Below are 24,665 nucleotides of genomic sequence, written 5' to 3' on the forward strand. Positions count from 1 at the left end.
AACCACTAAGAAAACAAGGAAAGGCCAACACCGTAAGCGCACAGAAAAAAGCGCCGCGCAGGCCAAAAACTCAGGTCGCCGCAGGCGCATTAGGCACTCGCGAATTCCGCAAATACATCATCGTCGACAGCACGACCGCCATCGCAGATGCCACCGCTGCAAACAGAAACACCTGCGCATAGCCGAACTCCCCAGCGATATACCCGGCCAACGGCCCAGTAATCCCCAGCGAGAGATCAAGAAACACAGAATAAGCCGACAAAGCCGCGCCCCGGCTAGCAGGCGGCACAAGCCCAACCGCTTCAACACCAAGAGCCGGGAACACCAAAGCAAACCCAAACCCGGTCAACGCCGCCCCGGCAAGGGCAATATGCGGATCAGGCGCCAGCCACAACATCAACAACCCTGCGCATTCAAACGAAAACGAAGCAATCGCGACCCGGAACCCACCGTAGGCCTTGATCGTATTGGCGAACAACAGGCGCGCGCCAATGAACAGCGTGCCGAAAACAGTCAACGACAAAGCCGCATTAGGCCAATGCCGTGCGGCATAAAACAGGGTGATGAACGTTGCAATCGACCCGAACCCGGCCGAGCCCAGCGCCAACCCAATCCCATGCGGCAGCACCCGCGTCATCACGCTCCGGTACGACATCCGCTCGCCGTGTACGATCGGCACCGGCGCAATGGGCCGCGCCAGATAAAAGCCGAGCGCCGCCAGCAGAATCACCAGAATGCCCAGCGCGGCGAACCCGATTGTGTGCGCAATCGCCACACCGAGCGGCGCGCCGACCGCGAGCGCGCCATACGTTGCGATACCGTTCCACGAAATCACCCGGGCATTGTTGCTCGTGCCCACCCGGCCAATGCCCCACAAAATTGCGCCGGTGCCGCACAGGCTTTCACCGAAGCCGAGCACGAGACGGCTGCACACCAGCAATCCCAGGCTCAACACCGGCCAGCGACCGCACAACACCGCGAGCAGCAACAAAACCCCGCTCGCGCCGCAACCCAGCAAGCCGATCGACACCGTCCGCTTCGGCCCCAGCGTGTCGGCCGAGCGGCCGGCGAGCGGGCGCGATGCCAGCGTCGCCAGGTACTGCACGCTGATCGCCGCGCCGGCCAGGATCGCGCTGTAACCCAGGTCGTCGTGGACGTAGCCAGGCAGCACCGCGAGCGGAATTCCGATCGTCAAATAGCAAAGAAACGTGAAAAAGACGACCGGAATGATCTGCATGGTCGTCGCAAATTCGCTGCGAGGTGTCGCTGAGTCGGTGGACATGGGGAAAACGAGACTTGAAAACGCCGGAAAGGCGTGATTTTCCCATGGAACCGATTCCCTTGCAGGAGTCGCTTAATAATTCAGGCGGTTGAATAAGGGTGCCGGATCCCTATAGTGGTCCGTTTTCACCCTGGGCGAGCGGTCTTTTCATGCGAAGCGGATGAATGAGCCACCACCGTTTGTGGCTGTAATGCCACATTTTTGATAAAAATACGGTAAAACAGCCATATGGACATAAGCCAACTGACCCTCAAACCCATCTCTATATCGTTTCGCGAATATGTCCCGCATGCGATCCCTGCTATGGGTTGTATTTATTGATGATGATAGTTTTCGAACCATCATCGCAGCACGTCCCAACGGACACAGAACATTGAGAGTAACGAGACATGACTGAGCCGATTCGCTTCTACCACCGCAACGCGATCCGTGAGATCAAGGATGCGCCCGTCACCCGCACCGTCCTGCAGTATTTGCGTGAGGATGTGCATTGCACCGGCACCAAGGAAGGCTGCGCCGAGGGCGACTGTGGCGCGTGCACGGTCGTGATCGGCGAGCGCAACGAGGCGGGCGGCGTCGACTTCAAGGCGGTCAACGCCTGCATCCAGTTCGTGCCGACGTTGGACGGCAAAGCGCTCTACACCGTCGAAGATCTGCGTCAGCCGGACGGCTCGCTGCATCCGGTGCAGGAAGCGATGGTCGAGTGCCACGGCTCGCAATGCGGTTTCTGTACGCCGGGCTTCGTGATGTCGATGTGGTCGCTGTACGAAAAGCACGGCCACGAACACAGCTGCGCGAACAGGACCGTGCCGTCGCGCGACGATATCAGCAACGCACTGACCGGCAACCTGTGCCGCTGCACCGGCTATCGTCCGATCGTCGACGCCGCCGTGCGCATGTTCGAAGCCCCCGCGCCGAAAGCGCCGGTCAATATCGAAGCCCTGTCGAAAACACTTGCCACGCTCGAGCGCAAGGACACGTTCCACTATCAGCACGCCGGCCAGCAATTCGCCGCGCCGCGCACGGTTGAGGCGCTTGCCAGGATCAAGGAAGCTGAACCGGCCACCCGTATTCTCGCCGGCAGCACGGACATTGGCCTGTGGGTCACCAAGATGATGCGCGAGCTCGGCAACATCGTCTACGTCGGACAGATCGCCGAATTGCAGAAGCTCGAAACCAACGACGAATGGATCGAGATCGGCGCGGGTGTGAGCGTCGAAAAGGCCTACACGGAAATCGTCAAGCAGTACCCGGAACTGTTCGAGATGCAGCAACGCTTCGCCTCGCTGCCGATTCGTAATGCTGGCACGCTCGGCGGCAATATCGCCAACGGCTCGCCGATCGGCGACTCGATGCCTGGCCTGATCGCTCTCGGCGCGCATGTGATTGTGCGCGGCGGCGACATCGAGCGCGAAATGCCGCTCGAGGACCTGTACCTCGCGTACCAGAAGAAGGACATGGCGGAGCACGAGTTCGTCGTCGGCCTGAAAGTGCCGTCGCGCACCGGCGTACGCAAGAACCTGCAGTTCCGCAGCTACAAGCTGTCGAAGCGTTTCGACTCGGACATCTCGGCCGTGTGCGCCGCGTTCTCCTTCATCGCCGACGGCAACGTGATCCGTGAGCCGCGCATCGCGTTCGGCGGCATGGCTGCCACGTCGAAGCGCGCGACGCACGCTGAAGCCGTGTTGCGCGACGCCGAATGGCACGAAGCGACCGCACAGGCCGCGATGCTCGCGCTCGGCAACGACTACGCGCCGCTTAGCGACATGCGCGCCACCAGCAACTATCGCCTCGAAGCGGCGAAGAACACGTTGTACCGCTTCTGGCTCGAAACGCGTCCGAACAATCCGCTGCCGAAGAGCGCGCTGGATGTTCGTGCAGTTGCCGCTGCCTGCGCCCCGGCCGGCGCGAGCGCCTAAGACGCCAAGAATACGGAGAACACCAGAATGAATCAGCACGCCGAACCGTTCCTCAAAGACCTTCAGGATCTCGACGACTTTACCCAGGTCCACATTTCGCGTCCGCACGAGTCCGCGCATCTGCACGTGAGCGGCCGGGCCACTTACACCGACGATATTCCGACGCTCGCCGGCACGTTGCACGCCGCGCTTGGCCTGTCGCCGAAAGCGCACGCGAAGATTGTGTCGATGTCGCTCGACAAAGTGCGCGCCACGCCCGGCGTGGTTGCGATCTTCACCGCGCAAGATATCCCCGGCGTCAACGACGTCGGCCCGATCATCCACGGCGACGACCCGATTCTCGCCGACGGTATCGTGCAATACGTCGGCCAGCCGATGTTCATCGTGGTCGCGACCTCGCATGAAACCGCGCGTCTGGCTGCGCGCCGCGCCGAAGTCGTCTACGAAGAACTGCCTGCGATTCTCACGGCGCAGCAAGCCCGCGCCGCGAATCAACACGTCTTGCCGCCGATGAAACTCGCGCGCGGCGAAGCCGATACGAAGATCGCCCGTGCGGCGCGCCGCGAAGCCGGTGAGATGCTGCTCGGCGGGCAGGAACAGTTCTATCTGGAAGGTCAGATTTCGTACGCGGTGCCGAAGGACGACGACGGCATGCACGTCTACTGTTCGACGCAACACCCGACCGAAATGCAGCACATGGTCGCGCACGCGTTGGGCGTGGCGTCGCACAACGTGCTGATCGAATGCCGCCGGATGGGCGGGGGCTTTGGCGGCAAGGAATCGCAATCGGGTCTGTTCGCATGCTGCGCGGCGCTGGCTGCATGGAAGCTGCTGTGCCCGGTCAAGCTGCGTCCGGACCGCGACGACGACATGATGGTCACCGGCAAGCGCCACGACTTCCATTACACGTATGAAGTGGGCTACGACGACAAGGGTGTGATCGACGGCGTGACGGTCGACATGACCTCGCGCTGCGGCTTCTCCGCCGACCTGTCCGGTCCGGTGATGACACGTGCGCTGTGCCACTTCGACAACGCGTACTGGTTGTCCGACGTGACGATCGACGGCTTCTGCGGCAAGACCAATACGCAATCGAATACGGCGTTCCGCGGCTTCGGCGGTCCGCAAGGCGCGTTCGCGATCGAGTACATCATGGACAACGTCGCGCGCTCCGTTGGTGAGGACTCGCTCGACGTGCGCCGGCGCAATCTGTACGGCAAGACCGAACGCAACCAGACGCCGTATGGTCAGGTGGTCGAAGACAACGTGATTCACGAACTGATCGACGAACTCGAAGCCACGAGCGAATACCGTGCGCGCCGTGCGGCGATCAACGAGTTCAATGCGAACAACGAAGTGCTGAAGAAAGGCCTGGCGCTGACGCCGGTCAAGTTCGGCATCGCGTTCAACGTGACCCACTTCAACCAGGCCGGCGCGCTCGTGCACATCTACACCGACGGTTCGGTGCTGGTGAACCACGGCGGCACCGAAATGGGCCAGGGCTTGAACACGAAGGTTGCACAGGTCGTGGCGCATGAACTGGGTATCGGCTTTAACCGCATCCGTGTCACGGCGACCGATACGAGCAAGATCGCCAATACGTCGGCGACCGCTGCATCGACCGGTTCGGACCTGAACGGCAAGGCTGCGCAAGACGCCGCGCGGCAGTTGCGCGAACGTCTGTCGGCCTTCGCCGCCGAGCGTTTCGGCGCAGGGCAGGTGGCTGCCCCGGAAGTGCGTTTCGTGCACGACCGCGTGGTGGTCGGCGAGATGATCGTGCCGTTCGAAGAAGTGATCGCGAAGGCCTATGTCGCGCGTGTCCAATTGTGGTCGGACGGCTTCTACGCCACGCCGAAGCTGTATTGGGATCAATCGAAGCTGCAAGGCCGGCCGTTCTACTACTACTCGTACGGCGCGGCCGTGTCGGAAGTGGTGATCGATACGCTGACCGGCGAAATGCGCGTGCTGCGCGCGGACGCTTTGCATGACGTGGGCGCATCGCTGAACCCGGCCCTCGACGTCGGCCAGGTGGAAGGCGCGTTCATCCAGGGCATGGGCTGGCTCACGACCGAAGAACTGTGGTGGAACACGGGCGGCAAGCTGATGACGCACGCGCCGTCCACCTACAAGATTCCGACCGTCAACGATACGCCGCCCGATTTTCGTGTGCGCCTGTTCAAGAACCGCAATGCGGAGGACAGCATCCACCGTTCGAAGGCGACTGGCGAGCCGCCGCTGCTGCTGCCGTTCTCGGTGTTCTTTGCCGTGCGCGATGCGGTGTCGGCCGTCGGTGACCACAAGGTCAACCCGCCGCTGAATGCGCCCGCGACCAGCGAGGAAATCCTCAAGGCAGTCGGCGCAGTGCGGGCAGCCACTGCAGCAGCGCGGCAATAGCCGTCGCGACGAGAGCGTGACGCTGGCGTGAGCGCAGCGCCACGCCGGAAATGGCGAGGAACGGGCGGTCGCCGCCAGGACCTCAGTGCAACCGGCGGCCATCTTTCGCGAGCAGCCGTTAGAAACCGTCGGGCAGAGTAATCGTGCAAGTATCTAAACCAACTGGATTGATCGACATGAACGACTTCTATTCCGTTCAGATCGGCCGGCGCAGCGCTGTGGAGACGCCGCGTCCGGCGCCGATGCACATTGTGCTGTTCGGCGCGGGGCACGTCGGGCATGCGCTCATCACGCTGCTCGGCAGGTTGCCGTGCGTCGTCCAGTGGGTCGATGAACGCGACGAACTGTTCCCCGACGAAACGCCGGCCAACGTGCAGGTGGAAGCGACGGACACGCCTGATGCGATCGTCGACACGGCGCCGCCCGGCGCGTATTTCCTCGTGATGACGCATAACCACGCGCTCGATTTTTCGCTCGCTGCGCGCATCATGCGGCGGCGCGATTTCACCTACTTCGGCATGATCGGGTCGAAGACGAAGCGCGTGAAATTTGAGCGTCGTTTGCTGGAGCGAGGCGTGGATCTGGATCGGCTGGTGGAGATGACGTGCCCGATCGGCGTGACCGGCATTGTGGATAAAGCGCCTGCGGCGATCGCGGTCGCGGTATGTGCTGAGTTGCTGCAGATTCGTGCGCGGGAGGCCGCGGCACAGGTGGTAGCGCAGAAGCTCTGCGCGAGCGTTTGAGCGGGCAGAGCGAGGTGCTTGGGCGTACCGCACGCAATGTGAATCGCTCAGGATCGTGGCGTGCAGCGTAAAACGCTAAAACGTAACCACGCTCAACGTGGCGCGCGTAACTTGAACCGATCAAGGTCACGGCGTTTAGCGTAAAGCGCTCACCCCGCCAAACTTCAAACCAGAACGTCAGCCCGCCGCGGCTGACGTTTCCTTTTTCGGCGGCCGTTTTGCGCGCCGCACCTTCTGCGCGATCAGCTCGTCCGACACTTGCGACATCAACGTACGCAGCCAGCCGACATCGCTCGGCCGGTCCGGCTGCGGATGCCATAGCTGATAGCACTTGATACGGGGAAACGGAATCGGCACCTCGACCACCGCGAGCGGCAGGATGCTCGCGTAATGCGCCGCGAAACGGCGTGTCGTCGTGAAGATCAGATCCGATTGCAGCAGCGTTTGCGGCACGAGGCCGAAATAGGGCAGCGTGGCGACGATGCGCCGGTCGGCGCGAGCCCGCGCAAAGCCGATGTCGACGGCGCCGCCGCGCGCGCCGCTATACGGCGTTGGCGCAAGGTGCGGCGCGGCCAGATACGCTTCGCGTGTGAGCGGCGTGCGGGTCAGCGGATGATCGGCGCGCATCAGGCACACCACCGTATCGGAGAACAGATCGCTGCGCCCGAAACGCGGATCGGGTTTCGGCCAGTTGCCGATCACGAGATCGAGTTCACCTGCGTCGAGTGCAGCGGAATGGTCGAGCATCGGGCTGAGCGAATCGATCTCCAGACGCGCATGCGGCGCCGCCTCGCGAAACTGCGCGATCACGGTGGGCATGAAGAAGTCGTTCAGATAATCCGGCGCGGCCACGCGGAAAGTGCGGCGCGAGCGGCCCGGATCGAAGTCGCCGTGCGGCGTGGCCACGAAATCGACTTCGCGCAGCACACGTTGTGCCGAGGCCAGCAACGATTCGCCGTATTCGGTCGGCACCATGCCTGACTTGCCGCGCACGAGGATCGGGTCGTTCAGCGTCTCGCGCAGTTTGCGCAGCGCGGTGCTGATGGCGGGCTGGGTCTGATTCAGACGCAGTGCCGTTTGTGTGACGCTGCGCTCGACGAGCAGCGTGCGCAGCACGCGCACGAGCCAGATATCGAGGGAGGCGGCGGAGTCGTCGTCCATGGTTCAGGTGAAGCGATGCAAGCAGGTCGGGCCCGGATGAAGCGTCCTACGGAGCCGCCCGCGAGCCAGATCGCGAGAGCGGGGCGCAAAGGTTATAACCTTAGGCCCGTTTGCCGTGTGGCGGCATAGCGGACGCGGTATGGCCGGCATCAGGACGGCCTTTTTGACGCAATCACGGCTGCTGCGACGCGCGCGGCGGGCCTTATTTGCACGAAGCTTACGATATGCCTTCGCTCAGTTATCCGCAAAACCTGAAGGCAGCGAACTGACCCGCTTCACTTCCTTCGAGTCGAGCCAGTTCGGGGTGCGTGCGCAATACAGCACCATGGGCAACGCGTCTTCGCCCCAGAACAACTGATCGTTCAGGTAGAAGGTCGGCACGCCGTAGACACCCAGTGCGATTGCATCCGTGGTGTTGCGCTGCAATTGCGCCTTCACTTCTTCATTCCTGATGAGTTCCGGGCCGTCCGGCATACCGACGCGCTCGCACAATTCGGCGAATGCTGTATCGCTCGACGGATCGCGGCCTTCGCGCCAGATGAAACGGAAAATCTCACGCACGAAGCTGATGTCGCCCTTCGCCGCGGTGGCGAGCAGGAGCGGCTTCATCGAGTCGAACGGATGGGCCGGCGGCATCTTGAACGGAATGCCGAGCTGCTCCGCGCGAAACAGCGCGTGGCGATACAGGAAGGTGCGCTTCGCGGGCACGCTGTAAGCGGTCCGCTGGCCCCAGTGGCGATACAGATCGTTCAGGACGACCGGCGTGAACGCGAAGTCGAAGCCCGGCCATTTGTCGTGTTGCTCGAGCAACAGGTACGTGAACGGCGAGACAAAATCGTAAAACCACAGCGGTTGCCCGGCGTCGATGCCAACGGTCATAAATGTCTCCCGGATTGCCCGTTCCGAACGATGCTGTCTGCTGGATCGTCGGATTTGTAATGATCTTACGCGGTGCGGACGCCGCTTGCATCGGTCAATAGGGTTTCGGGTCCGCGACGGCCGGCACGGGGGACGTCGAATCCGGCTGCGGCCCGTCGCCGGGTTCGTCCGATGCGGCGTGCTGAGCCTCGCGGCTATGGGTCAGCCGCGCGCGCACGAAGCCGATATGCTCGCGCAGCACGTAGAACTGGTCCGCGTAGGCGAGCGGCATTTTCAGGCCGTTCACCGATTCTTCGATCGCATCGAGCCGTTCGATGAGCGAGGCGCGTTCGGCGGGCGAGTGGTCGCTGAGCGCGCTGCGTTCGATCGCGATCAGCGCGCCATACCAGCGATAGATGCGCGATTTCACGCGCCACGCATACAGCGACGGCACGACGCGCAGCGCCGGAATCAGCAGCACGATCAGCGGCACCACGACCACCAGCAGCCGGTCCGCGAGACTCGCCAGCCAGAACGGCAGGACCCGGTAGAGGAAGCTCTTGCCTGACTTGTAGTAACGGGCGGCGTCGTCGCTGATCGGGAAATCGTGGGCGAGCGGCGCGGGGAATTCGCCGGCGCGCTGCAGGATGTTCGCCTTCCCGTGGACCTCGCGTGCCGCTTCGATCAGCAGATCGGACAGTGCCGGATGCAGCGAGTCGCGCGCCACCAGTTCAGCGGTAGGCGCCACCATGTGCATCGGGGCGGACGGCAGATTCTTGCCGAGGTCGAACGCGCCCATCGGTATTTCGAGCTGCGTCAGATACGGAAAACGGCGGGTGTAGGCGTCGGCCTGGGTGAAGTCGTAAAACTGCACATTCGGCGTGCGATTGAGCTTGCCCATCACCGCCGGTTGCGCCGAATCGCCGGCTAGAAACGCCGCGTCGACTTTGCCGGCGACGAGTGCCTGGGCGGCGTCGTCGCCCGACAGCGGTAGGAGTTTGGTCGCGCCACCCGGTTCGATGCCGTTGGCCTTGAGCAGCGCGAGCGCCAGTTCGCGTGTGCCGCTGCCCTCAGCGCCGACCGCGAGGCGCAAACCCTTGAATTCGGAGAGCCGTGCCACCGTCGGCCCGTGATAGAAGATCGCCAGCGGCACATAGGCGACGCTGCCGAGCGACATCAGGCCATCGCGTGCGGTGCCGGGGGCGATGCCGTCCTGCACGAAGGCGACGTCGACGTTGGACTTCGGGTCTGCGAGCCGCTTGAGATTCTGTACCGAGCCTTCCGAGGACAGCACGTTCAGGGTGATACGGTTGCGCGCCAGAATCGCCTTGTACTTTTGCGCCGCGTTCCAGAAGGTGCTGCCTTCAGGGCCGGCGCTGATCGTCAGCGTATTGGGCGGCGCGGGTTGGATCAGGCGCACGGCGACCCAGATCGCCGCGACGGCGATCAGCAGGATGGGTCCGAACGAGACCGCCAGATCGCGCCAGGAGATCGCCACGAAACGGGCGACGAGACGGGGAGGGCGTTTGCGGCCGGTGGCTGGCTTCATCAGGTGACGTGACGGCTACGGTCGAAAGTGAACAGGGTGGTGGCGCTCTGCGGCGCACGAATCGGGGCGCGGCGCTCGCGTCATGCCGGGCGGCCAGCGGCGCGGGACGCACAAGCCACGCGGCAGCGCGCGTCGCGCCGATGGTACCTGAGAATCGCGCAGCGGCGCAGCGTCCCGTCGGGGCGGGCGTCCTCAAACCCGTAACAATTCGTGAACGAAGCGTGACCGGCACGTGAATGGCACGTGAGCGGCCGATGAATCACGCCCGGATCGAAATATGTCCGGCGCATGAATAAAACACGATCCATGCCCCTATGGCAACCAGCAGTCGCCCCGAGGCACGACTAAACCCTTTGCGCTTCTGGCGCGGCTAGATTAAATTGTGGATCGCTGCCGCGAACAGATGTTTGCGCAGCGTGACCCGGCACGACAGACAAGAACCGGGCGCGCTGGCGGACTTCGCGGCTTGCCGGCTCTCGTACCGCATCGCATGCGTGGCATCGTATGCGGCTCACTATGCGGCTAACTTCAGCCGGCCTCTCTCGCCTCTCGCACACTGTGTTGCAGCCATAGTCGGCCGTCGCTGGGTCGCGCATTGTCGCGCCGCAAGCATGGCCGCCGGTAGTCGTAACGAAGCCGCTTGTACATGCGGTCCAATGTGTAGCTAAGGAGAATAGAAACTATGAAATCGGTCGGTTTTCTGAAAACGCTGGGCTCGGTTGTGGCAATGGTGGTGGCGTGCAATGTGTACGCTCAGGCAAGCGATGCGACGGCTACGGGCACGACCGCAGCGCCGGCTGCAAGCGCCAAGGCCGGCAAGAAGGCCAATAGCCAGCTGGGTCGCAAAGTGCGCGCCGCGCTCGCCAAGGCGCAAGGCGTCGACGTGTCGAACATCGCCGTGCGTGCTCGTGGCGGCGCGGTGGTCCTGACGGGCTCGGTGCCTGACCAAGGCCAGATCGACACTGCGGGCGATGTGGCCAAGGGTGTCGCCGGTGTGACGTCGGTGTCGAACAAGCTGACCGTTGTGCAACAGTAAGACGGCTGCAATGAGCAGGCCGCCATCGGCGGCTTGCCATAAGCGCACGAGGCGCCGGCAGGCGCGGAGGGCTGCATAGGAACGGTGCGTGTGATTCGATATCGCGATGCGCCATCGTGATGCATGCCAGCGCGATGGGTTCCAGCGAATAGCCGGAGCCCTTTTTTTTGATTTATTTTTCGTGGCGATGATTTTTGAAACGGTGATGATGGGTCGGGTCAATTCCGGGCTGAATGCCCGCACCGCAACGGCCCGTCTGTGTGCTGTGACACACAATTGACGCGTCGCGAAGCGTACTGTGATGCAAGCGGAACCGGAGTCAACGCCATGCAAACCACGCCTTTGCGTTATACCGATCTGCCGATCAGCGATCGGGCGGCTTTCGAACTGGTGTGCGCGCGGCACGGTTTTGCGCCGGCGCATTTCGACATCAGCGCCTGTCCGGACCCGGGCGATGCCGCGCACGAGCGACTCGTCACCGTGCGGCGCGGCGGCTGGGCGCAGTCGTATCACGACCATCACGGCCAGTGGGTCAGACAATTCGAGACCGATCTGACGTGCAGGTTTTTCAAATAGAGCGGCTTGGGTGGGCTGGCGTGTTTGCCGGCTCTTGAGGCAAGTATCTCAGGCCGGCGCTTCAAGCTGGTTTCCAAGGCCGCCTGTCAGGCTCGCCACTTTACGACAGCACGAGGCGCCCGCCGACCAGCGTGAGCGTAGCGGCGAGCAGGTTGCGCAGCAGCGCGTCCGGTGCGCGCGACGACAGATAGCTGCCGACGGCGATGCCCGGCAATGACCCCACCAGCAGCGACAGCAGCATCGACCAGTCGACCGAGCCCAGCAGCCAATGGCCCGCGCCCGCCAGCAGCGTGAGCGGCACCGCATGCGCGATATCGGAGCCGACGATGCGCGTGGTCGGCAGCAACGGATAGAGCAGCAGCAACACCGTCACGCCGATGGCGCCCGCCCCCACCGAAGTCAGCGACACCAGCACGCCCAGCACCGCGCCCGTCAGCATGGTGAGCGCAAGCGTGCGCCCTTGCCTCGGGGCGCGCTGACGGCGTGCGCCGAGCGCCGCGAGTTGCGGGCGGAATACCAGCGCCACCGCCGTCACCAGCAAGGCGGCGCCGAGCACGATCTGGATCAGCCGGCTCGTGCCCGGCGTGTCCATTCCGTAGCGATGCAGCAGGATCAAGGTAATGGTCGCAGCCGGCACGCTGCCGGCCGCGAGGCGCAGGGTGATCTGCCAGTCGACGGAGCCTTTCAGACCGTGCACCAGCGTGCCGGTCGCCTTGGTGGCGGCCGCGTACAACAGATCGGTGCCGACCGCAGTGGCCGGATGTACGTTGAACAGCAGGACCAGGATCGGCGTCATCAGCGAGCCGCCGCCGACGCCCGTCAGTCCGACCAGAAAGCCGACGAACAGGCCGGAGACGGAGTACAGCAGATCGATGTGGGGAAGAGCCATTGAGCAGACCGCTGACGGTCGGGTGGGTTGGACAGGTTAGGCGGCAACGCCGGCGCGCGCTTGCCTCCGCGTGTCGACGGTGGTCGGCGTTTGTCGGCGATAGGGCGCGGTGGCGCGGCGAAAACGGCTATTGTCGCAAAACTGCGGCGCTTGCGTATGAAGTGCTACGACGGGCCCTGCTGCGCCGCCTGCATCCGGGCGATCAGCGCCAGCACTTCGGGCCGGCTCTCGCCCTTTGCGTGCACGAAGTAGTAAGTCAGCGGGGAGGCGATTTCGTGGCGGCTAACCCGCACGAGACCGCTGCGCCGCAGATACGCGTCGGCGAACGGCACGCGTGCCAGCGCCACGCCGAGTCCCGCTTCGGCGGCGGCTAACACCAGTGTGTAGTCTTCGAAGCGCCGATCCTGCGCGCGCGGTTTCAGCGGAATAGCCAACGCGTCGAACCACGCGCGCCAGCCGGTCACGTCCGAGTCGTGCAATAGCGGCACATCGAGCAGCGCGGCATCGCCATGTTTGTGCCGCTGCTTCGCCAGTTGCGCAGCGAGTGCGGGATGCGCAACCGGATAAAGCGTCTCCGGCAGGAAGGGCTTGACCTCGAGCTGACGCCAGCTGCCGCGCCCGTAGCGAATTGCCAGATCCGCTTCGCCGCCGGCGATGTCCAGATTGCGGTGGTCGATATCGAGCTGGATGCGCAGCGCCGGGGCGGCGCTCTCGAATGCCGCCTGGCGCTCGAAGAACCACAGCTTGGCGAAAGCGGGCACGACGCTCAGTTTGACCAGCTGCGGGCTGCGCGGCGAACGCCACTGGTCCGCCGCACTGTCGATGATGCCGAACGCCTGCTCGATACGCCCCACGAAGCGCTGCCCGTCCGGTGTGAGCCGCACGCCGCGCGCATGACGTTCGAACAAGGTCATGCCGAGCCAGTTTTCGACCGCGGCGACGCGCCGGCTGATCGCGCCATGCGTCAATCCGGCGACCTCGGCGGCGGCGAGAAACGAGCCTTCGCGAGCGACCGTGCAGACGGTTTCGAGGCTGCCGAGCGGCGGCCGCGCCGACGAGGCGGGTGACTTTGGCGAGGAGGTGTGAGCCATATTCACATCACGATGTTCATTTGTGCGCTAGCTTAGCAGCTCGCCGCGCGGCACCATTTGCGAATGAACACGCTCACTTCATCCCCATCGCCCCGTTCGGCGCGTCAGCCGCTACTGGCGGCAGGCGCGGTCGCCTTCACCATCGTCTCCTGGGCGTCCGCCTTTCCATTCATTCGCATCGGTTTGCAGGGTTTGCCGCCTTTGCAATTGGCGGCGGCGCGTTTTGCCACCGCGGCGCTGCTGGTGATCGCGTGGCTCGCCTACCGGCGCCCGCGGTTACCGACACGGCGCGACAGTATGCGTTTTGTCCTGTGCGGTTTCCTCGGCATCGCGCTTTACAACGCGCTGCTCAATACCGGCGAGAAAACGGTGGCGCCAGGCGCGGCGAGTTTCATCGTCAATACGCTGCCGATCTTCACGGCGTTGCTGGCAGCCGCGTTTCTCGGCGAGCGATTCAATCGTTGGGGATGGCTAGGTTCGCTTGTCAGCCTCGCCGGCATCGCGGTGATTGCACGGGGTCAGCCCGGCGGGCTGACGCTTGGCGCGGGCAGTACGCTGATTCTCGGCGCGGCGCTGTGTTCGGCGAGCTACTTCGTGCTGCAGCGACGCCTGATCCCGGTCTACGGGGCGCTGACCTGTACCGCCTACACGTTGCTGGCAGGAGCGGTGTTGCTGACGCCGTGGCTACCGGGCGCGTTGAGTTCGCTTGGCAGTGCGCCGCACGGCACGTTGCAGGCGGTAATAGTGCTCGGCGTGTTTCCTGCTGCGCTTGGCTATGCGACATGGACCTTCGCGCTGGGCTACTTTGGCGCCGCGCGGGCGGCCAACTTCCTGTATCTGACGCCTGCCGTGGCGACGGCGTTATCCGCCGTGCTGACTGGCGAGCGCCCGGGTCTCGCGACGCTATGCGGTGGATTGCTGGCGATTGCCGGTGTGGTGTTTGTGGCGTTGCGCGGTCGCTCGTGAGTCCGAAGGTGCGGCTGTGAGCGCCGCTTGCGCGGCGCCGTTAAACCCCTTCAAAGCGCGCGGCGAATCTCGACGATACCGAACGCGGCCAGCGTGATCCCGACGAACCGGTCGATCGCCACGCGCAGCTTGCTGCCGATCGCGTGACGCGCGAGCGACACCACGGTCACGAGGAAACACCACCACGCGATCGAGCCGCAAAACACGCCGCCGACGGTGGTCAGCGCGATGCTCGATGAAAACGCCCCACGCGGCGCGAGCGTTGTGAATAGTGCGGCGAACATGATGACGGTTTGCGGATTCGTCAACGTGAGCAGCAATGAACTCGCATACGCGCGCAGCGCGCCGGCGCGGCCCACCTGCGCGAGCTTGCCGTTGCTGTCGCCGTTGCCGTTGGCCGCATCGGCGGGTGCTTTTTGCAGCAAGGTACGCACGCCGAGATAAAGCAGAAACAGACCGGCTAGCAGATGCAAGGGCCGGTCGTAGGCGAGCATGAACTGCGAAATGCCGACCAGGCCAAGCGCCGCGATCAGGCCATAAACCGCATCGCCGGTCGCAATGCCGAAGCCGATTGCGAGCCCCGCGCGCGGACCGCCGGTCAGCGTGCGGCGAATGCATAGCATGCCCATCGGGCCGACCGGTGCGGCGATCGCGAGGCCGACACCCGCGGAGGTGAGGAAGAGACTGGCGGTGGACATGGGCAAGCCTTTGTAGGTTGTTCTGTTTGGTGATTGGGCGCGGCAGCGGAATCTTCGCGTGCGACGCGCCCCCAAGCATAGCCAGACCGAAAATTCCGGGCAAGCCTGCCGTGGATACCCTGGGATGGACTTGGCCGCCGCCGTCCTCGGGCATAATTTTCCCACTTCACCTACCCAGGGTACGCGCGTTCATGTGGCAAATCGATCAGGTGACGTTGCGCTTGTTCATCGCCGTCTGCGAGGAAGGCACGATTGCGCGTGCGGCTGAACGCGAGTTCATCGCGCCGTCCGCGGTCAGCAAGCGGCTCGCCGATCTCGAAACGCTGGTCGACGTCGCGCTGCTCTCGCGCAGCCAGCGCGGCGTGCGCGCGACCGCTGCCGGCGAGGCGCTGCTCAGGCATGCACGTCTCATCATGCGCGGCCACGAACGTTTGCAGGCGGAGCTCAGCGAATACGCGGCCGGCGCACGCGGTCATGTGCGGGTGCTGGCGAACGTGTCGTCGATGGTCGAGTTTCTGCCTGAGGCGCTGGCCGTGTTTCTAAAGGCCAATCCGCAGGTTCGTGTCGATGTCGAGGAGCGCGTCAGTACCGAGATCGTGCGCGGTCTGGAAGAGGGCGTGGCCGATCTCGGCATCTGCCGCGATGCGGTGCCGATGGGCAGTCTCGACGTGCTGCAGTATCGCTCCGATCACCTCGCGCTGATTGTGCCGCGCGATCATCCACTGGCCGGTGAGGCTGCAGTCGGCTTCGAGCAGACCCTGGCATTCGATCATCTCGGACTCGCATCGAACGCGTCGATGAATGCGCTGATGCAGCGTGTTGCGGTGGAAAAAGGCCGCGAGCTCAACTATCGAACCTACGTCTCGACCTTCGACGCCGCGTATCGCTTTATCCAGGCGGGCCTTGCCGTCGCGATCCTGCCTGGCGAAGCGCTGCCCCGGCATGCCGCCGACGAATACGGCATCGTTGCCGTGCCCTTGCGCGAAGCGTGGGCAGAGCGGCGTTTCGTGATCTGCATGCGCGACCGCAATGCACTGACGCTGACGGCGTCGCACTTACTCGACCACCTGCTGCGCTCGGTTTGAGCGTCTTCTGAAAAGCCCTTAAGGGTTTCCCCTTTGCGACGGCGCACGCCCGTCCCGCTTGCCTGAGCCGCCATCGCCAGCGGCGATGGAGTGCGTCGTCAACGCAGACTTTGCCGCGCGGTCGCCGACAGGCACGCTGTCACTCAGTTGCTTCATTCCCCGCATTCCACACAAGATTCAAAACCGGGATTCAAGACCATGAGTGACACCCAGGAGCGCGTCGTCGTGACCGAAGTCGGCATGCGCGACGGCCTGCAAAGCATCGCTTGCACGATGCCCACCGAGTCCAAGCGGCGCTGGATCGACGCCGCCTATGCCGCCGGCGTTCGGCATATGGAAGTCGCCTCGTTCGTACCGGCGAAGCTGCTGCCGCAAATGGCCGATGCCGACGAAGTGATCGCCCACGCACTCACCTATGACGATCTGATCGTGACGGCGTTGGTGCCGAACCTGAAGGGCGCACAACGCGCGCTCGAGTCCGGCGTGCATCGGATCGTCGCGCCGATTTCGGTGAGCACGGCGCATAGCCTCGCCAATGTTCGCAAGACGCCTGCCGAGATGATCGAGGCATTTGCCGCGATGCGCGAGCTGATCGATAGCGCGGCTAGCGCAAACACGCGGCGGGTCGAATTGATCGCCGGATTGTCGACGGTGTTCGGCTGCACGCTGCAAGGTGCGGTGCCTTACGCCGATATCGCTGCGATTTCGCGCGCCGCGTTGCGGGCCGGCGCCGATGTGATTGCGCTCGGCGACACCACCGGGGAGGCGACGCCGCGCCAGGTCGGCGAAATCATCGAGCTGGAGCGTGACGTCGCGGGCAGCAAGCTGCGCTCGCTGCATTTCCATGACACGCGCGGCCTCGGTCTCGCGAATACGCTGATTGCGCTGCAGCACGGTATCCGCGAATTCGACGCGTCGCTGGCCGGCCTCGGCGGCTGCCCGCATGCGCCGGGTGCGACCGGCAACGTGAACACCGAAGACCTCGTGTTCATGCTCGATAGCATGGGCTACGACACCGGCATCGACCTTGCCAGACTCATCGCATCGCGTGACATCCTCGCCGAGGCGTTGCCCGGCGAACCGCTGTACGGTTATCTGGCGCGTGCCGGTTTACCGAAGCAGTTCCGTGCCGCTGCTCAACGTTTTGACCCGTCCGAATCACAGGTGTTGTCATGAATCCGATTTCTTCTCCGTCCGCTTCCTCCGCGTCTTCTGCGCCTGCCTTTGCGTCTTCGTCTTCGGGGGAGCAGCGGGGCACGTTGCCGCTTGCCGGCATTCGCGTGGTCGAGTTGTCGCACATGGTGATGGGGCCAACCTGCGGGATGATTCTTGGCGACCTTGGCGCTGAAGTCATCAAGGTCGAGCCGCCGCGCGGCGACGGCACGCGTCGTTTGCTCGGCACGGGTGCGGGTTTTTTTCGCACCTTCAATCGCAACAAGAAGAGCGTCGCGCTCGACCTCGATAGCGAAGCGGGACTGGCCGCGTTGCACAAGCTGGTCGATACCGCCGACGTATTCGTCGAGAACTTCAAACCGGGCCGTATGGCGAGCCTGGGGCTCGATTACGCGTCGTTGCGCGAACGCAATCCCAAGCTGATCTACGTCTCGCACAAGGGCTTTCTGAACGGCCCGTACGAGCACCGTCTCGCGCTCGACGAAGTCGTGCAGATGATGGCCGGCCTCGCCTACATGACCGGACCGGTAGGCCGGCCGTTGCGTGCGGGCAGTTCGGTCAACGACATCATGGGTGGCATGTTCGGCGCGATCGGCGTGCTTGCCGCGTTGCACGAACGGCATACGAGCGGACGCGGCAAGGAAGTGCAGAGCGCGTTGTTCGAAAACTGCGTGCTGCTCTCCGCGCAACACATGCAGCAGTTCGCCGCGACCGGCGTGCCCGCTGCACCGATGCCCGAACGCATCAGCGCATGGGCCGTCTACGACGTGTTCCGGCTTGCCAACGACGAGCAGATGTTTATCGCCGCAACCGGCGATGGACAGTGGCGCGCGCTGTGCGAGATTCTCGGCCGCGCCGACCTGCTGGCCGACCCGCGCCTTGCGACCAACAACGACCGCGTACTGGCGCGCGAATGGTTGCTTAAGACGCTCGGCGAAACCTTGAGTCGCTTCGAAGGCGCGGCGCTCGTGCCCTTGTTCGAACGCGATCACATTCCGTTTGCGTCGATCACGAAACCCGAAGACCTGTTCGACGATCCGCATCTGAACGAGAGCGGCGGTCTTGCGCGATTGACGCTCGATGACGGAAGCGAAACCGCGATGCCCTTGCTGCCGATTTCGATGGACGGCGCGCGTCTGCAACCGCGCCAGCCGATCGCAAAAATCGGTGAGCACACCGCCGACGTGCTGCGTGGGTTGGGTTATGACGACGCGCAGATTGCGGCGTTGGGCGGCGGCGCGGCGAAGGCGCCGCGAGAGGCTGCGTGAGCGGAGCGGCGCGTTCGATGGGTCGAACGTCGTCAATCAATCTCATCCGGCGTTAGACCGGAATTCAGCAACCATTTTGCATGGGACCGGAGTAAGTGCTTTGCGTGGGACCAAAGTAAGCGCTAAAGCGCCAACTCTGGCCGGCAGCTAAAGCGCCAACTCCGATCGAGAGCTTTGCATGGGACCGGAGTAAGTGCTTTGCGTGGGACCAAAGTAAGCGCTAAAGCGCCAGCTCTGGCCGACAGCTAAAGCGCTAACTCCGATCGACAACGGAGACAGGCGATGAAATCGTCAAATCAAGCGGTATATGCAACAGCGGTCGGCGATGCCGGCGCGTTGGGTGGAGTGCCCTCAGACGCTGGCGCATCGACGGGCGGTCTCGCTGACGAGATCGCGCTGGAAGGCGCGCGTATTTCCGCGCGGCTCGATCGCTTGCCCGCCACGCGCTCGATCTGGCAACTCGTGATGCTTCTGAGCCTCGGCCTCTTCTTCGAACTGTACGACCTGATGTTCTCCGGCTATATCGCGCCGGGCCTCGTGCGCAGCGGCATTCTCACCGCGACGACGCACGGTTTGTTCGGCACCAGCGGCGTGGCGAGTTTCATCGCGGCGTTATTCGCGGGCCTGTTCATCGGCACGGCGGCATGCGGTTTTCTTGCCGACCGTTTCGGCCGGCGCGCGATCTTCACGTGGTCGCTGCTGTGGTACACGGCGGCGAACATCATCATGGCGTTCCAGGACACGGCGCTTGGGCTCAATCTCTGGCGCTTCATCGCGGGGATCGGCATCGGCGTAGAGATCGTGACGATTGGCACGTACATCTCCGAACTCGTGCCGAAGCATGTGCGCGGCCGCGCGTCCGCCTTTTCGCAGGCAGTCGGTTTCTGTGCGGTACCGATCGTCGCGTTTCTATCGTATTTGCTGGTGCCGCACCGTTACTTCGGTCTCGACGGTTGGCGCCTGGTTGTGCTGACCGGCGTCGTGGGCGCCATCGTGGTGTGGTGGATTCGTCTGCGTTTGCCGGAGAGCCCGCGTTGGCTCGCACAGAAAGGCCGCATCGAGGAAGCCGACGCGGTGATGAGGCGACTCGAAGCGCGCGTCGAACGGGAGTACGGACGGTCCTTGCCGGAGCCGGCGTTGCCTGAACCGGTGCGCGCGCGTGCCGCGTTTCGCGATCTGCTGGTGCCGCCGTATCGCAAGCGCACGCTGATGCTGATCATTTTCCACGTGTTCCAGACGATGGGCTATTACGGCTTCGCGAACTGGATTCCGACGTTGTTGATCAAGCAGGGCATTACGGTCACGACGAGTTTGATGTATGCGAGCATCATTGCGATTGCGGCGCCCCTTGGACCGTTGCTGGGGATGCTGATTGCCGACCGCTTCGAGCGCAAGACGGTGATCATCTGCATGGCGGCGGTGAATGTGGTGTGCGGGCTGCTGTTCAGCCAGGCGCGGGAGACGGTGTTGCTCGTGAGTCTTGGGGTGTGCCTGGTGCTGGCGGGCAACATTATTTCCTACAGCTATCACGCATATCAGGCCGAGCTGTTTCCGACCAGTATTCGGGCGAGGGCAGTGGGGTTTGTTTATTCGTGGAGCCGGATTTCGGCGATGTTTTCCGCGTTTGTGATTGCGGGATGTTTGAATCGCTTTGGCGTGAACGGGGTGTTTGTGTTTATTTCAGGCGCGATGGTGATCGTCATGCTGGCCATCGGGACGCTTGGGCCGAAGACGCGGGATGTCGCGTTGGAGGACATTTCGAGGTAGTGCTTTGCGGGTGGGTGATGCCCGCCTGGCGGGGCGGGCTTGCTCGTTTAGTGTTTCTTTTGTGTCGCCGATGCGCTCGGTGTTACGCGGATCGGCGGCGCGCCTGAAGGTGAAGTGGCCGGTTTTAGTTTCTTCTCCTGTTTCGGTTTCTTCGCTTCGCGGTTACTGCGCACTTGACCTTTTGCCATGATGGACCCCCCAGTTGGCGTTGTTGCTCCGCAAGGGAGCAGTTGAGTAGTGTGCGCTGATTTTGGGGTTTATGGGGGTGTTTTTGTTTTTTTGCCTTCGCGGCGCTTGTTTCTGTGTGCCTGCGGCGTTGGCCTTTCCTTGAATTGATATTGGATTATTAGCGTCGCCCCTGTGCGGGGCAGGCACCTACTTTTCTTTGCCTGCTGCGTAACTATTCAGCAGCCGGAAGCGGCGAAACGACGAGTCCGGCAAAGCTCAAGGCCAGCGCGTCAATCAGCGAACGGTTCTGTTTGCGCAAGGTGGCCAGATAGGAGCGGATCGTGCAGAACGCTTCCATGCCTGATACCGCACGGAAACACCCCGAGATTTTCTGTTTGAGTTTGGGCATGCGGATATCGCGTTCGGCCTGGTTGTTGTCGAACGGTACCCGGTGATCGGCAATGAAGCGCCACACCTCGGACGCCTGCAACTGCAGGCGTCGAACCAGATTGTAGGTAAAGCTTTGTCTGATCCTGCCGCGCAATTCCACGCGTGTGGGCGCGCGAGCCTGGGTTGGATTGAGTTTGCGTGCTTCGGCGATCAGTGCCCGGCTGCGTCGCCTGTAATAGCGCTGCCGCGATTGACCCAGTGACAGGTTGCCTGAGGCCACACTGAGGTCGACCTCGCGTTTGGCCTGGCCCAGCAGATCGATCATCTGCTGGGCCCAGGGTTGTTGCGTTGACTCCGCGACGAACACCAGTTCACGCAGATGGTGAGCGTTGCACAGCGTATGTTCACACTCGTAGCTCGCGTACGGCCTTCAGCCGTCATGCACCGCGACGCCCTTAAAACCGGGAAGGATGCCGAAGCTGTCGAGCGCCTCGCTACCACGCTTGCTGTGTGCGCCATACCAGCTCAATGCGCGCGTCGAGGCGACATGCAGCCAGTGAGGCATACGACCTAGGCGCATGGAACTCTCATCGAAATGCACCACGGGCTGCTCGCGTAGCGCATCGCTGATCTGTTTAACCGCGGGAGCCAACAGGCGGGCAGCCTCATCGATGCTCTGCTGCACCGTGCCCGTACTCACGCGCAGACCGAACAGATCTCCCAATGCCTGAACCGTACGCGCCACGGGCAACTGCTGGTACTGCGTCAGATAGACGGCCGCCGCCCGGATCTGGGGACCGTACTGCACCGCCTGGCTCACGCTTTCGGGAAATACCCCCGAATGGCGCTTGCCGCAGGCGCACTGCGCGACCTGGACGCGATGCTCGGTCACCTCGAAACGCGTGGGCGGGAGATCAATCACCTGACGGCCTTCGGGTAAGACGGTGATGCGGGCGGATTCGATCTGCTGGCCGCATGCATCGCACACCGGCGCCACCGGATGAATCTTGATGTGATCGGGTTGCGCCACCCGTTTGAGCGTCTTGCCCTTGTGCCCCGGCTGCGCCCCCGGTTTGGCTCCGCTTGTGCCGCGCAACGACTTCGGCTTGCGCTTCGGACCATCGCTTGACGGTGGCTTGCTGGAGTTATGACTGTCTTTCTCGAGCTTTGCCTCAAGCTCGTTCAGACGCCTCACCAGATCAACGATGAGTGCGTCTTTCTGCTCTGGTGTCAGGTCCTTGATGTCAGGCATCTTCGTCATGTCCTTAACTATGCGCAGCCTGGCAGCAGTTTGCAAGCGCTGAATAGTTACGCCGCCGCAAAGAAAAGTAGGTGCCTGCCCCGCACAGGGGCGACGCTAATAGACCACTAAGAAATCAAGGAAAGGCCAACGCCGCAGGCGTACAGACCAAAGCGCCGCGAAGGCAAACAGATCAAGGAAAGGCCAACGCCGCAGGCGTACAGAAGACTAAGCGCCGAGCAGGCAACCAGATCAAGAAAAGACCAACGCCGAAGGCAAACAGACAAACCGCCGGGCAGGCAAACAACCCAACCCTTAAACCCCGCGGCCCCTGCCGCGCCTCCACGTCTCCGACGGCAACTCCCCAAACTGCCCGCGATACTCGTTCGAGAAATTCCCAAAATGCCAGAACCCCCACCGCGTAGCGACTTCGGTCACCGAAGCAGACCCTCGCAATTCACGCCGCACGTGATCGAGCCGAACGGCACGGATATAAGCTGAAGGATTCACCCCGAGGGTATCCTCAAACGCATACTGCAAAGTTCGCCGGCTCGCGTGAAACCGCGCACACAACTCGGCCACGGACAGCGGGCAATCCGGCGACTCTTCCACCACATCGCGAACCCCTCGCACGAGCTGCCAGTTCCGCGCGATACGCGCCTCAACACTCCCGTGCGGGTCCACATCCCGCACTCCCTCCAATGCATCAGCAAGACCGAATATCACCGACTTCTCGAACGACGCCGCCACGCCGGCATCATCAAGCAAAGCCGGCGTCGCAGCCACAGCATCGAGCAAATGCTTCAGTACCTCGCGAAAGCCCTGCAATCTCACAGGATCGACATTCAATACACCAGGCTTCGCGCCCAGCAACGGCGTCATCTCATCGAGCTGCGAGCGCAGCAGACGATCGCCGATCGCATCCGGCTCGATCTCCAGATTCACCACGACATGCTTGTCCGGCGATAAAAACTCAAACCCGCCATCGCCGGAAAACACATGCAGTCCGTCACGATGACTCGTCTGTCCACACAGCAGCGCGTGCCCTTCGAGTTGAAATGGAATGCCCACCGCCAGCCTGGATCGCGCCACCTGGCCGCGTTGATAAACCGTGCGGTTCAGGCGTTCCACCAACACCCGCACACCGCCCGCAAAAAACGAACTCACCGAGCCGTCGAAGGCGCCGCGCGAAATCTGGCAATAGCTCTGGTTCCACGCGTCGAGCAACATCGCCTGCTCGTCGATGTTCCGGCAACAGCGAATCTCGACGGCGCTGCTTGTCTGATTGACCGGCTGCATAGCTTCTCCCGATTCTGGTGGCGCTCCCCGAAAGCCTCGTGCCGATCAGTGTATGCGAAAAAAAACTTGCATCGCAGTGTTGGTGCGACCCATCCAGGGCACACACACGCGGATGCCTGCCCGTGTCCGCACGGATCACGAACCTGGCGGGTGCCCGATACAGCAAGCATTCAGACATGTGCGTAATGCATTTGTCAGGAAGCCGGACTTTTACGGGATTTTTACTTTTTGCCAATTTTGGATAGTCGCCGATTTTTGCCGCCCCTACTTTGTGAACAAGGCAAGGCAGTCCAACGCATGCATCGAACACTAGAACGGGAGTCACGCATGAGCAGATCGGCAGGCAGGCTGGAGGGCAAGATCGCAATCGTGTCAGGCGGCGCAACCGGCGCGGGCGGCGCGGCGTCGCTGCTGTTTGCGCAGGAAGGCGCACAGGTCGCCGTGGTCGATATCAATACCGATGCAGGCGAGGAAGTCGTGACGCGAATTCGCGCGGCAGGCGGCACAGCCGAACTGTTTGCCGCCGATGTATCGAAGCGCGAAGCCGTGGACACCGCGGTGGCGAACGTCATGGCGCGCTTCGGGCGCATTGACGTGCTGTTCAATCACGCCGGCAGCATCGTCGTAAAGCCGTTCGTCGAAACCACGGATGAAGACTACGACTGGCTCATGAACGTCAACGTGAAAAGCATGTTCATGATGACGCGCGCGGTGCTGCCGCACATGCTCGCCGCGGGCGGCGGTTCGATCGTGTGCACGGCGTCGATTTCGTCGGTGGCGGCCACGCCGCTCGAAGTGCTGTATTGCACGACCAAAGGTGCGTGCGCCATGTTCGCGCGTTCGATTGCCGTCGAGTATCGCGACCGTGGCATTCGCTGCAATGCCGTGTGCCCGGGTTTCATCGATACGCCGCATGGGCGCCGCGAGATCAGTGCGCTCGCGAAGTATGGCTTCGATGCGAGCGAGGCGGCGCTGTCGGTGCAGCAGGGCCGTCTGTGCGCACCGGAAGAAGTCGCGCGCGCCGCACTCTTTCTCGCCAGCGACGACGCCAGTTTCGTCAACGGCGCACATCTGTACGTCGACAACTGCTTTACGGCTGCGTGAGCCGGTCCT

At 63.0% G+C, this 24,665-nt stretch carries 19 protein-coding genes and 1 pseudogene; 11 read left to right on the forward strand and 9 right to left on the reverse strand.

The annotated features are described in order from the left end of the window. Positions 1–70: 70 nt before the first annotated feature. Positions 71–1,282: an MFS transporter gene (locus tag PQQ96_RS15370; protein ID WP_408293135.1), complete on the reverse strand. Its 1,212-nt coding sequence runs from the start codon at positions 1,280–1,282 to the stop codon at positions 71–73. Positions 1,283–1,671: 389 nt separating this feature from the next. Between PQQ96_RS15370 and xdhA the strand changes: the two genes are divergently transcribed. From xdhA to xdhC, 3 genes are all read left to right on the forward strand, one after another. Further along, entirely contained in the window at positions 1,672–3,201 is a 1,530-nt protein-coding gene (gene xdhA / locus PQQ96_RS15375; protein WP_408293138.1) for a xanthine dehydrogenase small subunit, read from the forward strand. Between the two features lie 27 nt (positions 3,202–3,228). Continuing rightward, the gene (xdhB, locus tag PQQ96_RS15380) at positions 3,229–5,595 is read left to right on the forward strand and encodes a xanthine dehydrogenase molybdopterin binding subunit (protein ID WP_408293140.1); all 2,367 of its coding nucleotides are present in this window, start codon (positions 3,229–3,231) and stop codon (positions 5,593–5,595) included. Between the two features lie 176 nt (positions 5,596–5,771). Beyond that, on the forward strand, positions 5,772–6,338 hold the full coding sequence (xdhC, locus tag PQQ96_RS15385; protein WP_408293143.1) for a xanthine dehydrogenase accessory protein XdhC: 567 nt from the start codon (positions 5,772–5,774) through the stop codon (positions 6,336–6,338). A 177-nt stretch (positions 6,339–6,515) separates the two neighbouring features. Here xdhC and PQQ96_RS15390 read toward each other — a convergent pair whose 3' ends face one another. The 3 genes from PQQ96_RS15390 to PQQ96_RS15400 all read right to left on the reverse strand — a co-directional run bounded on the left by PQQ96_RS15390 (position 6,516) and on the right by PQQ96_RS15400 (position 9,906). After that, positions 6,516–7,499: a LysR substrate-binding domain-containing protein gene (locus PQQ96_RS15390; protein ID WP_201080323.1), complete on the reverse strand. Its 984-nt coding sequence runs from the start codon at positions 7,497–7,499 to the stop codon at positions 6,516–6,518. A gap of 234 nt (positions 7,500–7,733) precedes the next feature. Further along, positions 7,734–8,378, reverse strand: coding sequence for a 2-hydroxychromene-2-carboxylate isomerase (locus PQQ96_RS15395; protein WP_408293147.1), 645 nt, complete (start codon positions 8,376–8,378; stop codon positions 7,734–7,736). Positions 8,379–8,472: 94 nt separating this feature from the next. Next, positions 8,473–9,906, reverse strand: a complete 1,434-nt coding sequence (locus PQQ96_RS15400) for a TAXI family TRAP transporter solute-binding subunit (protein WP_408293150.1) — start codon at positions 9,904–9,906, stop codon at positions 8,473–8,475. A 682-nt stretch (positions 9,907–10,588) separates the two neighbouring features. Between PQQ96_RS15400 and PQQ96_RS15405 the strand changes: the two genes are divergently transcribed. Further along, the gene (locus PQQ96_RS15405) at positions 10,589–10,942 is read left to right on the forward strand and encodes a BON domain-containing protein (protein ID WP_408293153.1); all 354 of its coding nucleotides are present in this window, start codon (positions 10,589–10,591) and stop codon (positions 10,940–10,942) included. 327 nt (positions 10,943–11,269) lie between these two features. After that, positions 11,270–11,518 (forward strand): hypothetical protein, encoded by a 249-nt coding sequence (locus PQQ96_RS15410; RefSeq protein WP_408293156.1) that lies wholly within the window; start codon positions 11,270–11,272, stop codon positions 11,516–11,518. A gap of 100 nt (positions 11,519–11,618) precedes the next feature. Here the strand turns inward: PQQ96_RS15410 and PQQ96_RS15415 are convergent, their stop codons facing one another. Both PQQ96_RS15415 and PQQ96_RS15420 read right to left on the reverse strand, forming a co-directional pair. Next, positions 11,619–12,407: a sulfite exporter TauE/SafE family protein gene (locus PQQ96_RS15415; RefSeq protein ID WP_074285303.1), complete on the reverse strand. Its 789-nt coding sequence runs from the start codon at positions 12,405–12,407 to the stop codon at positions 11,619–11,621. 164 nt (positions 12,408–12,571) lie between these two features. Next, a complete protein-coding gene (locus PQQ96_RS15420; protein WP_408293159.1) occupies positions 12,572–13,498 on the reverse strand; it encodes a LysR substrate-binding domain-containing protein in 927 nt (308 codons plus the stop codon). Between the two features lie 63 nt (positions 13,499–13,561). On the opposite strand from PQQ96_RS15420, the gene PQQ96_RS15425 reads away from it, so the two are divergent. Continuing rightward, positions 13,562–14,464, forward strand: coding sequence for a DMT family transporter (locus PQQ96_RS15425; protein WP_408293162.1), 903 nt, complete (start codon positions 13,562–13,564; stop codon positions 14,462–14,464). A 50-nt stretch (positions 14,465–14,514) separates the two neighbouring features. On the opposite strand, the gene PQQ96_RS15430 is transcribed toward PQQ96_RS15425, so the two are convergent. Continuing rightward, the gene (locus tag PQQ96_RS15430) at positions 14,515–15,162 is read right to left on the reverse strand and encodes a LysE family translocator (protein WP_408293165.1); all 648 of its coding nucleotides are present in this window, start codon (positions 15,160–15,162) and stop codon (positions 14,515–14,517) included. A 191-nt stretch (positions 15,163–15,353) separates the two neighbouring features. Between PQQ96_RS15430 and PQQ96_RS15435 the strand changes: the two genes are divergently transcribed. From PQQ96_RS15435 to PQQ96_RS15450, 4 genes are all read left to right on the forward strand, one after another. After that, positions 15,354–16,247, forward strand: a complete 894-nt coding sequence (locus PQQ96_RS15435) for a LysR family transcriptional regulator (protein ID WP_408293168.1) — start codon at positions 15,354–15,356, stop codon at positions 16,245–16,247. A 198-nt stretch (positions 16,248–16,445) separates the two neighbouring features. Next, positions 16,446–17,423 carry a hydroxymethylglutaryl-CoA lyase gene (locus tag PQQ96_RS15440; RefSeq protein WP_408293171.1) on the forward strand — a complete coding sequence of 326 codons (978 nt, stop codon included), beginning with the start codon at positions 16,446–16,448 and terminating at the stop codon, positions 17,421–17,423. Then, on the forward strand, positions 17,420–18,688 hold the full coding sequence (locus PQQ96_RS15445) for a CaiB/BaiF CoA transferase family protein (protein WP_408293174.1): 1,269 nt from the start codon (positions 17,420–17,422) through the stop codon (positions 18,686–18,688). Before PQQ96_RS15440 ends, PQQ96_RS15445 begins: the two co-directional genes overlap by 4 nt. 282 nt (positions 18,689–18,970) lie before the next feature. Next, positions 18,971–20,455: an MFS transporter gene (locus PQQ96_RS15450; protein ID WP_408293177.1), complete on the forward strand. Its 1,485-nt coding sequence runs from the start codon at positions 18,971–18,973 to the stop codon at positions 20,453–20,455. A 400-nt stretch (positions 20,456–20,855) separates the two neighbouring features. Here PQQ96_RS15450 and tnpC read toward each other — a convergent pair. Together tnpC and PQQ96_RS15460 are read right to left on the reverse strand one after the other, a co-directional pair. Then, positions 20,856–22,274, reverse strand: a pseudogene (gene tnpC / locus PQQ96_RS15455) (IS66 family transposase). A gap of 294 nt (positions 22,275–22,568) precedes the next feature. Next, complete coding sequence (locus tag PQQ96_RS15460; RefSeq protein ID WP_408293180.1) at positions 22,569–23,552, reverse strand: helix-turn-helix domain-containing protein; 984 nt, start codon at positions 23,550–23,552, stop codon at positions 22,569–22,571. Positions 23,553–23,879: 327 nt separating this feature from the next. On the opposite strand from PQQ96_RS15460, the gene PQQ96_RS15465 reads away from it, so the two are divergent. Beyond that, positions 23,880–24,656: an SDR family NAD(P)-dependent oxidoreductase gene (locus PQQ96_RS15465; protein WP_408293184.1), complete on the forward strand. Its 777-nt coding sequence runs from the start codon at positions 23,880–23,882 to the stop codon at positions 24,654–24,656. Positions 24,657–24,665 lie beyond the last annotated feature (9 nt).

The sequence above is a fragment of the Paraburkholderia sediminicola genome (genome assembly GCF_046027825.1).
GTDB classification, from domain to species: Bacteria; Pseudomonadota; Gammaproteobacteria; order Burkholderiales; family Burkholderiaceae; genus Paraburkholderia; species Paraburkholderia sediminicola_D.

Coding starts and splice junctions, on each gene's coding strand:
- PQQ96_RS15370 (WP_408293135.1), bottom strand. CDS start 1,282: ATGTCCACCGACTCAGCGACACCTCGCAGCGAATTTGCGACGACCATG.
- xdhA (WP_408293138.1), top strand. CDS start 1,672: ATGACTGAGCCGATTCGCTTCTACCACCGCAACGCGATCCGTGAGATC.
- xdhB (WP_408293140.1), top strand. CDS start 3,229: ATGAATCAGCACGCCGAACCGTTCCTCAAAGACCTTCAGGATCTCGAC.
- xdhC (WP_408293143.1), top strand. CDS start 5,772: ATGAACGACTTCTATTCCGTTCAGATCGGCCGGCGCAGCGCTGTGGAG.
- PQQ96_RS15390 (WP_201080323.1), bottom strand. CDS start 7,499: ATGGACGACGACTCCGCCGCCTCCCTCGATATCTGGCTCGTGCGCGTG.
- PQQ96_RS15395 (WP_408293147.1), bottom strand. CDS start 8,378: ATGACCGTTGGCATCGACGCCGGGCAACCGCTGTGGTTTTACGATTTT.
- PQQ96_RS15400 (WP_408293150.1), bottom strand. CDS start 9,906: ATGAAGCCAGCCACCGGCCGCAAACGCCCTCCCCGTCTCGTCGCCCGT.
- PQQ96_RS15405 (WP_408293153.1), top strand. CDS start 10,589: ATGAAATCGGTCGGTTTTCTGAAAACGCTGGGCTCGGTTGTGGCAATG.
- PQQ96_RS15410 (WP_408293156.1), top strand. CDS start 11,270: ATGCAAACCACGCCTTTGCGTTATACCGATCTGCCGATCAGCGATCGG.
- PQQ96_RS15415 (WP_074285303.1), bottom strand. CDS start 12,407: ATGGCTCTTCCCCACATCGATCTGCTGTACTCCGTCTCCGGCCTGTTC.
- PQQ96_RS15420 (WP_408293159.1), bottom strand. CDS start 13,498: ATGGCTCACACCTCCTCGCCAAAGTCACCCGCCTCGTCGGCGCGGCCG.
- PQQ96_RS15425 (WP_408293162.1), top strand. CDS start 13,562: ATGAACACGCTCACTTCATCCCCATCGCCCCGTTCGGCGCGTCAGCCG.
- PQQ96_RS15430 (WP_408293165.1), bottom strand. CDS start 15,162: ATGTCCACCGCCAGTCTCTTCCTCACCTCCGCGGGTGTCGGCCTCGCG.
- PQQ96_RS15435 (WP_408293168.1), top strand. CDS start 15,354: ATGTGGCAAATCGATCAGGTGACGTTGCGCTTGTTCATCGCCGTCTGC.
- PQQ96_RS15440 (WP_408293171.1), top strand. CDS start 16,446: ATGAGTGACACCCAGGAGCGCGTCGTCGTGACCGAAGTCGGCATGCGC.
- PQQ96_RS15445 (WP_408293174.1), top strand. CDS start 17,420: ATGAATCCGATTTCTTCTCCGTCCGCTTCCTCCGCGTCTTCTGCGCCT.
- PQQ96_RS15450 (WP_408293177.1), top strand. CDS start 18,971: ATGAAATCGTCAAATCAAGCGGTATATGCAACAGCGGTCGGCGATGCC.
- PQQ96_RS15460 (WP_408293180.1), bottom strand. CDS start 23,552: ATGCAGCCGGTCAATCAGACAAGCAGCGCCGTCGAGATTCGCTGTTGC.
- PQQ96_RS15465 (WP_408293184.1), top strand. CDS start 23,880: ATGAGCAGATCGGCAGGCAGGCTGGAGGGCAAGATCGCAATCGTGTCA.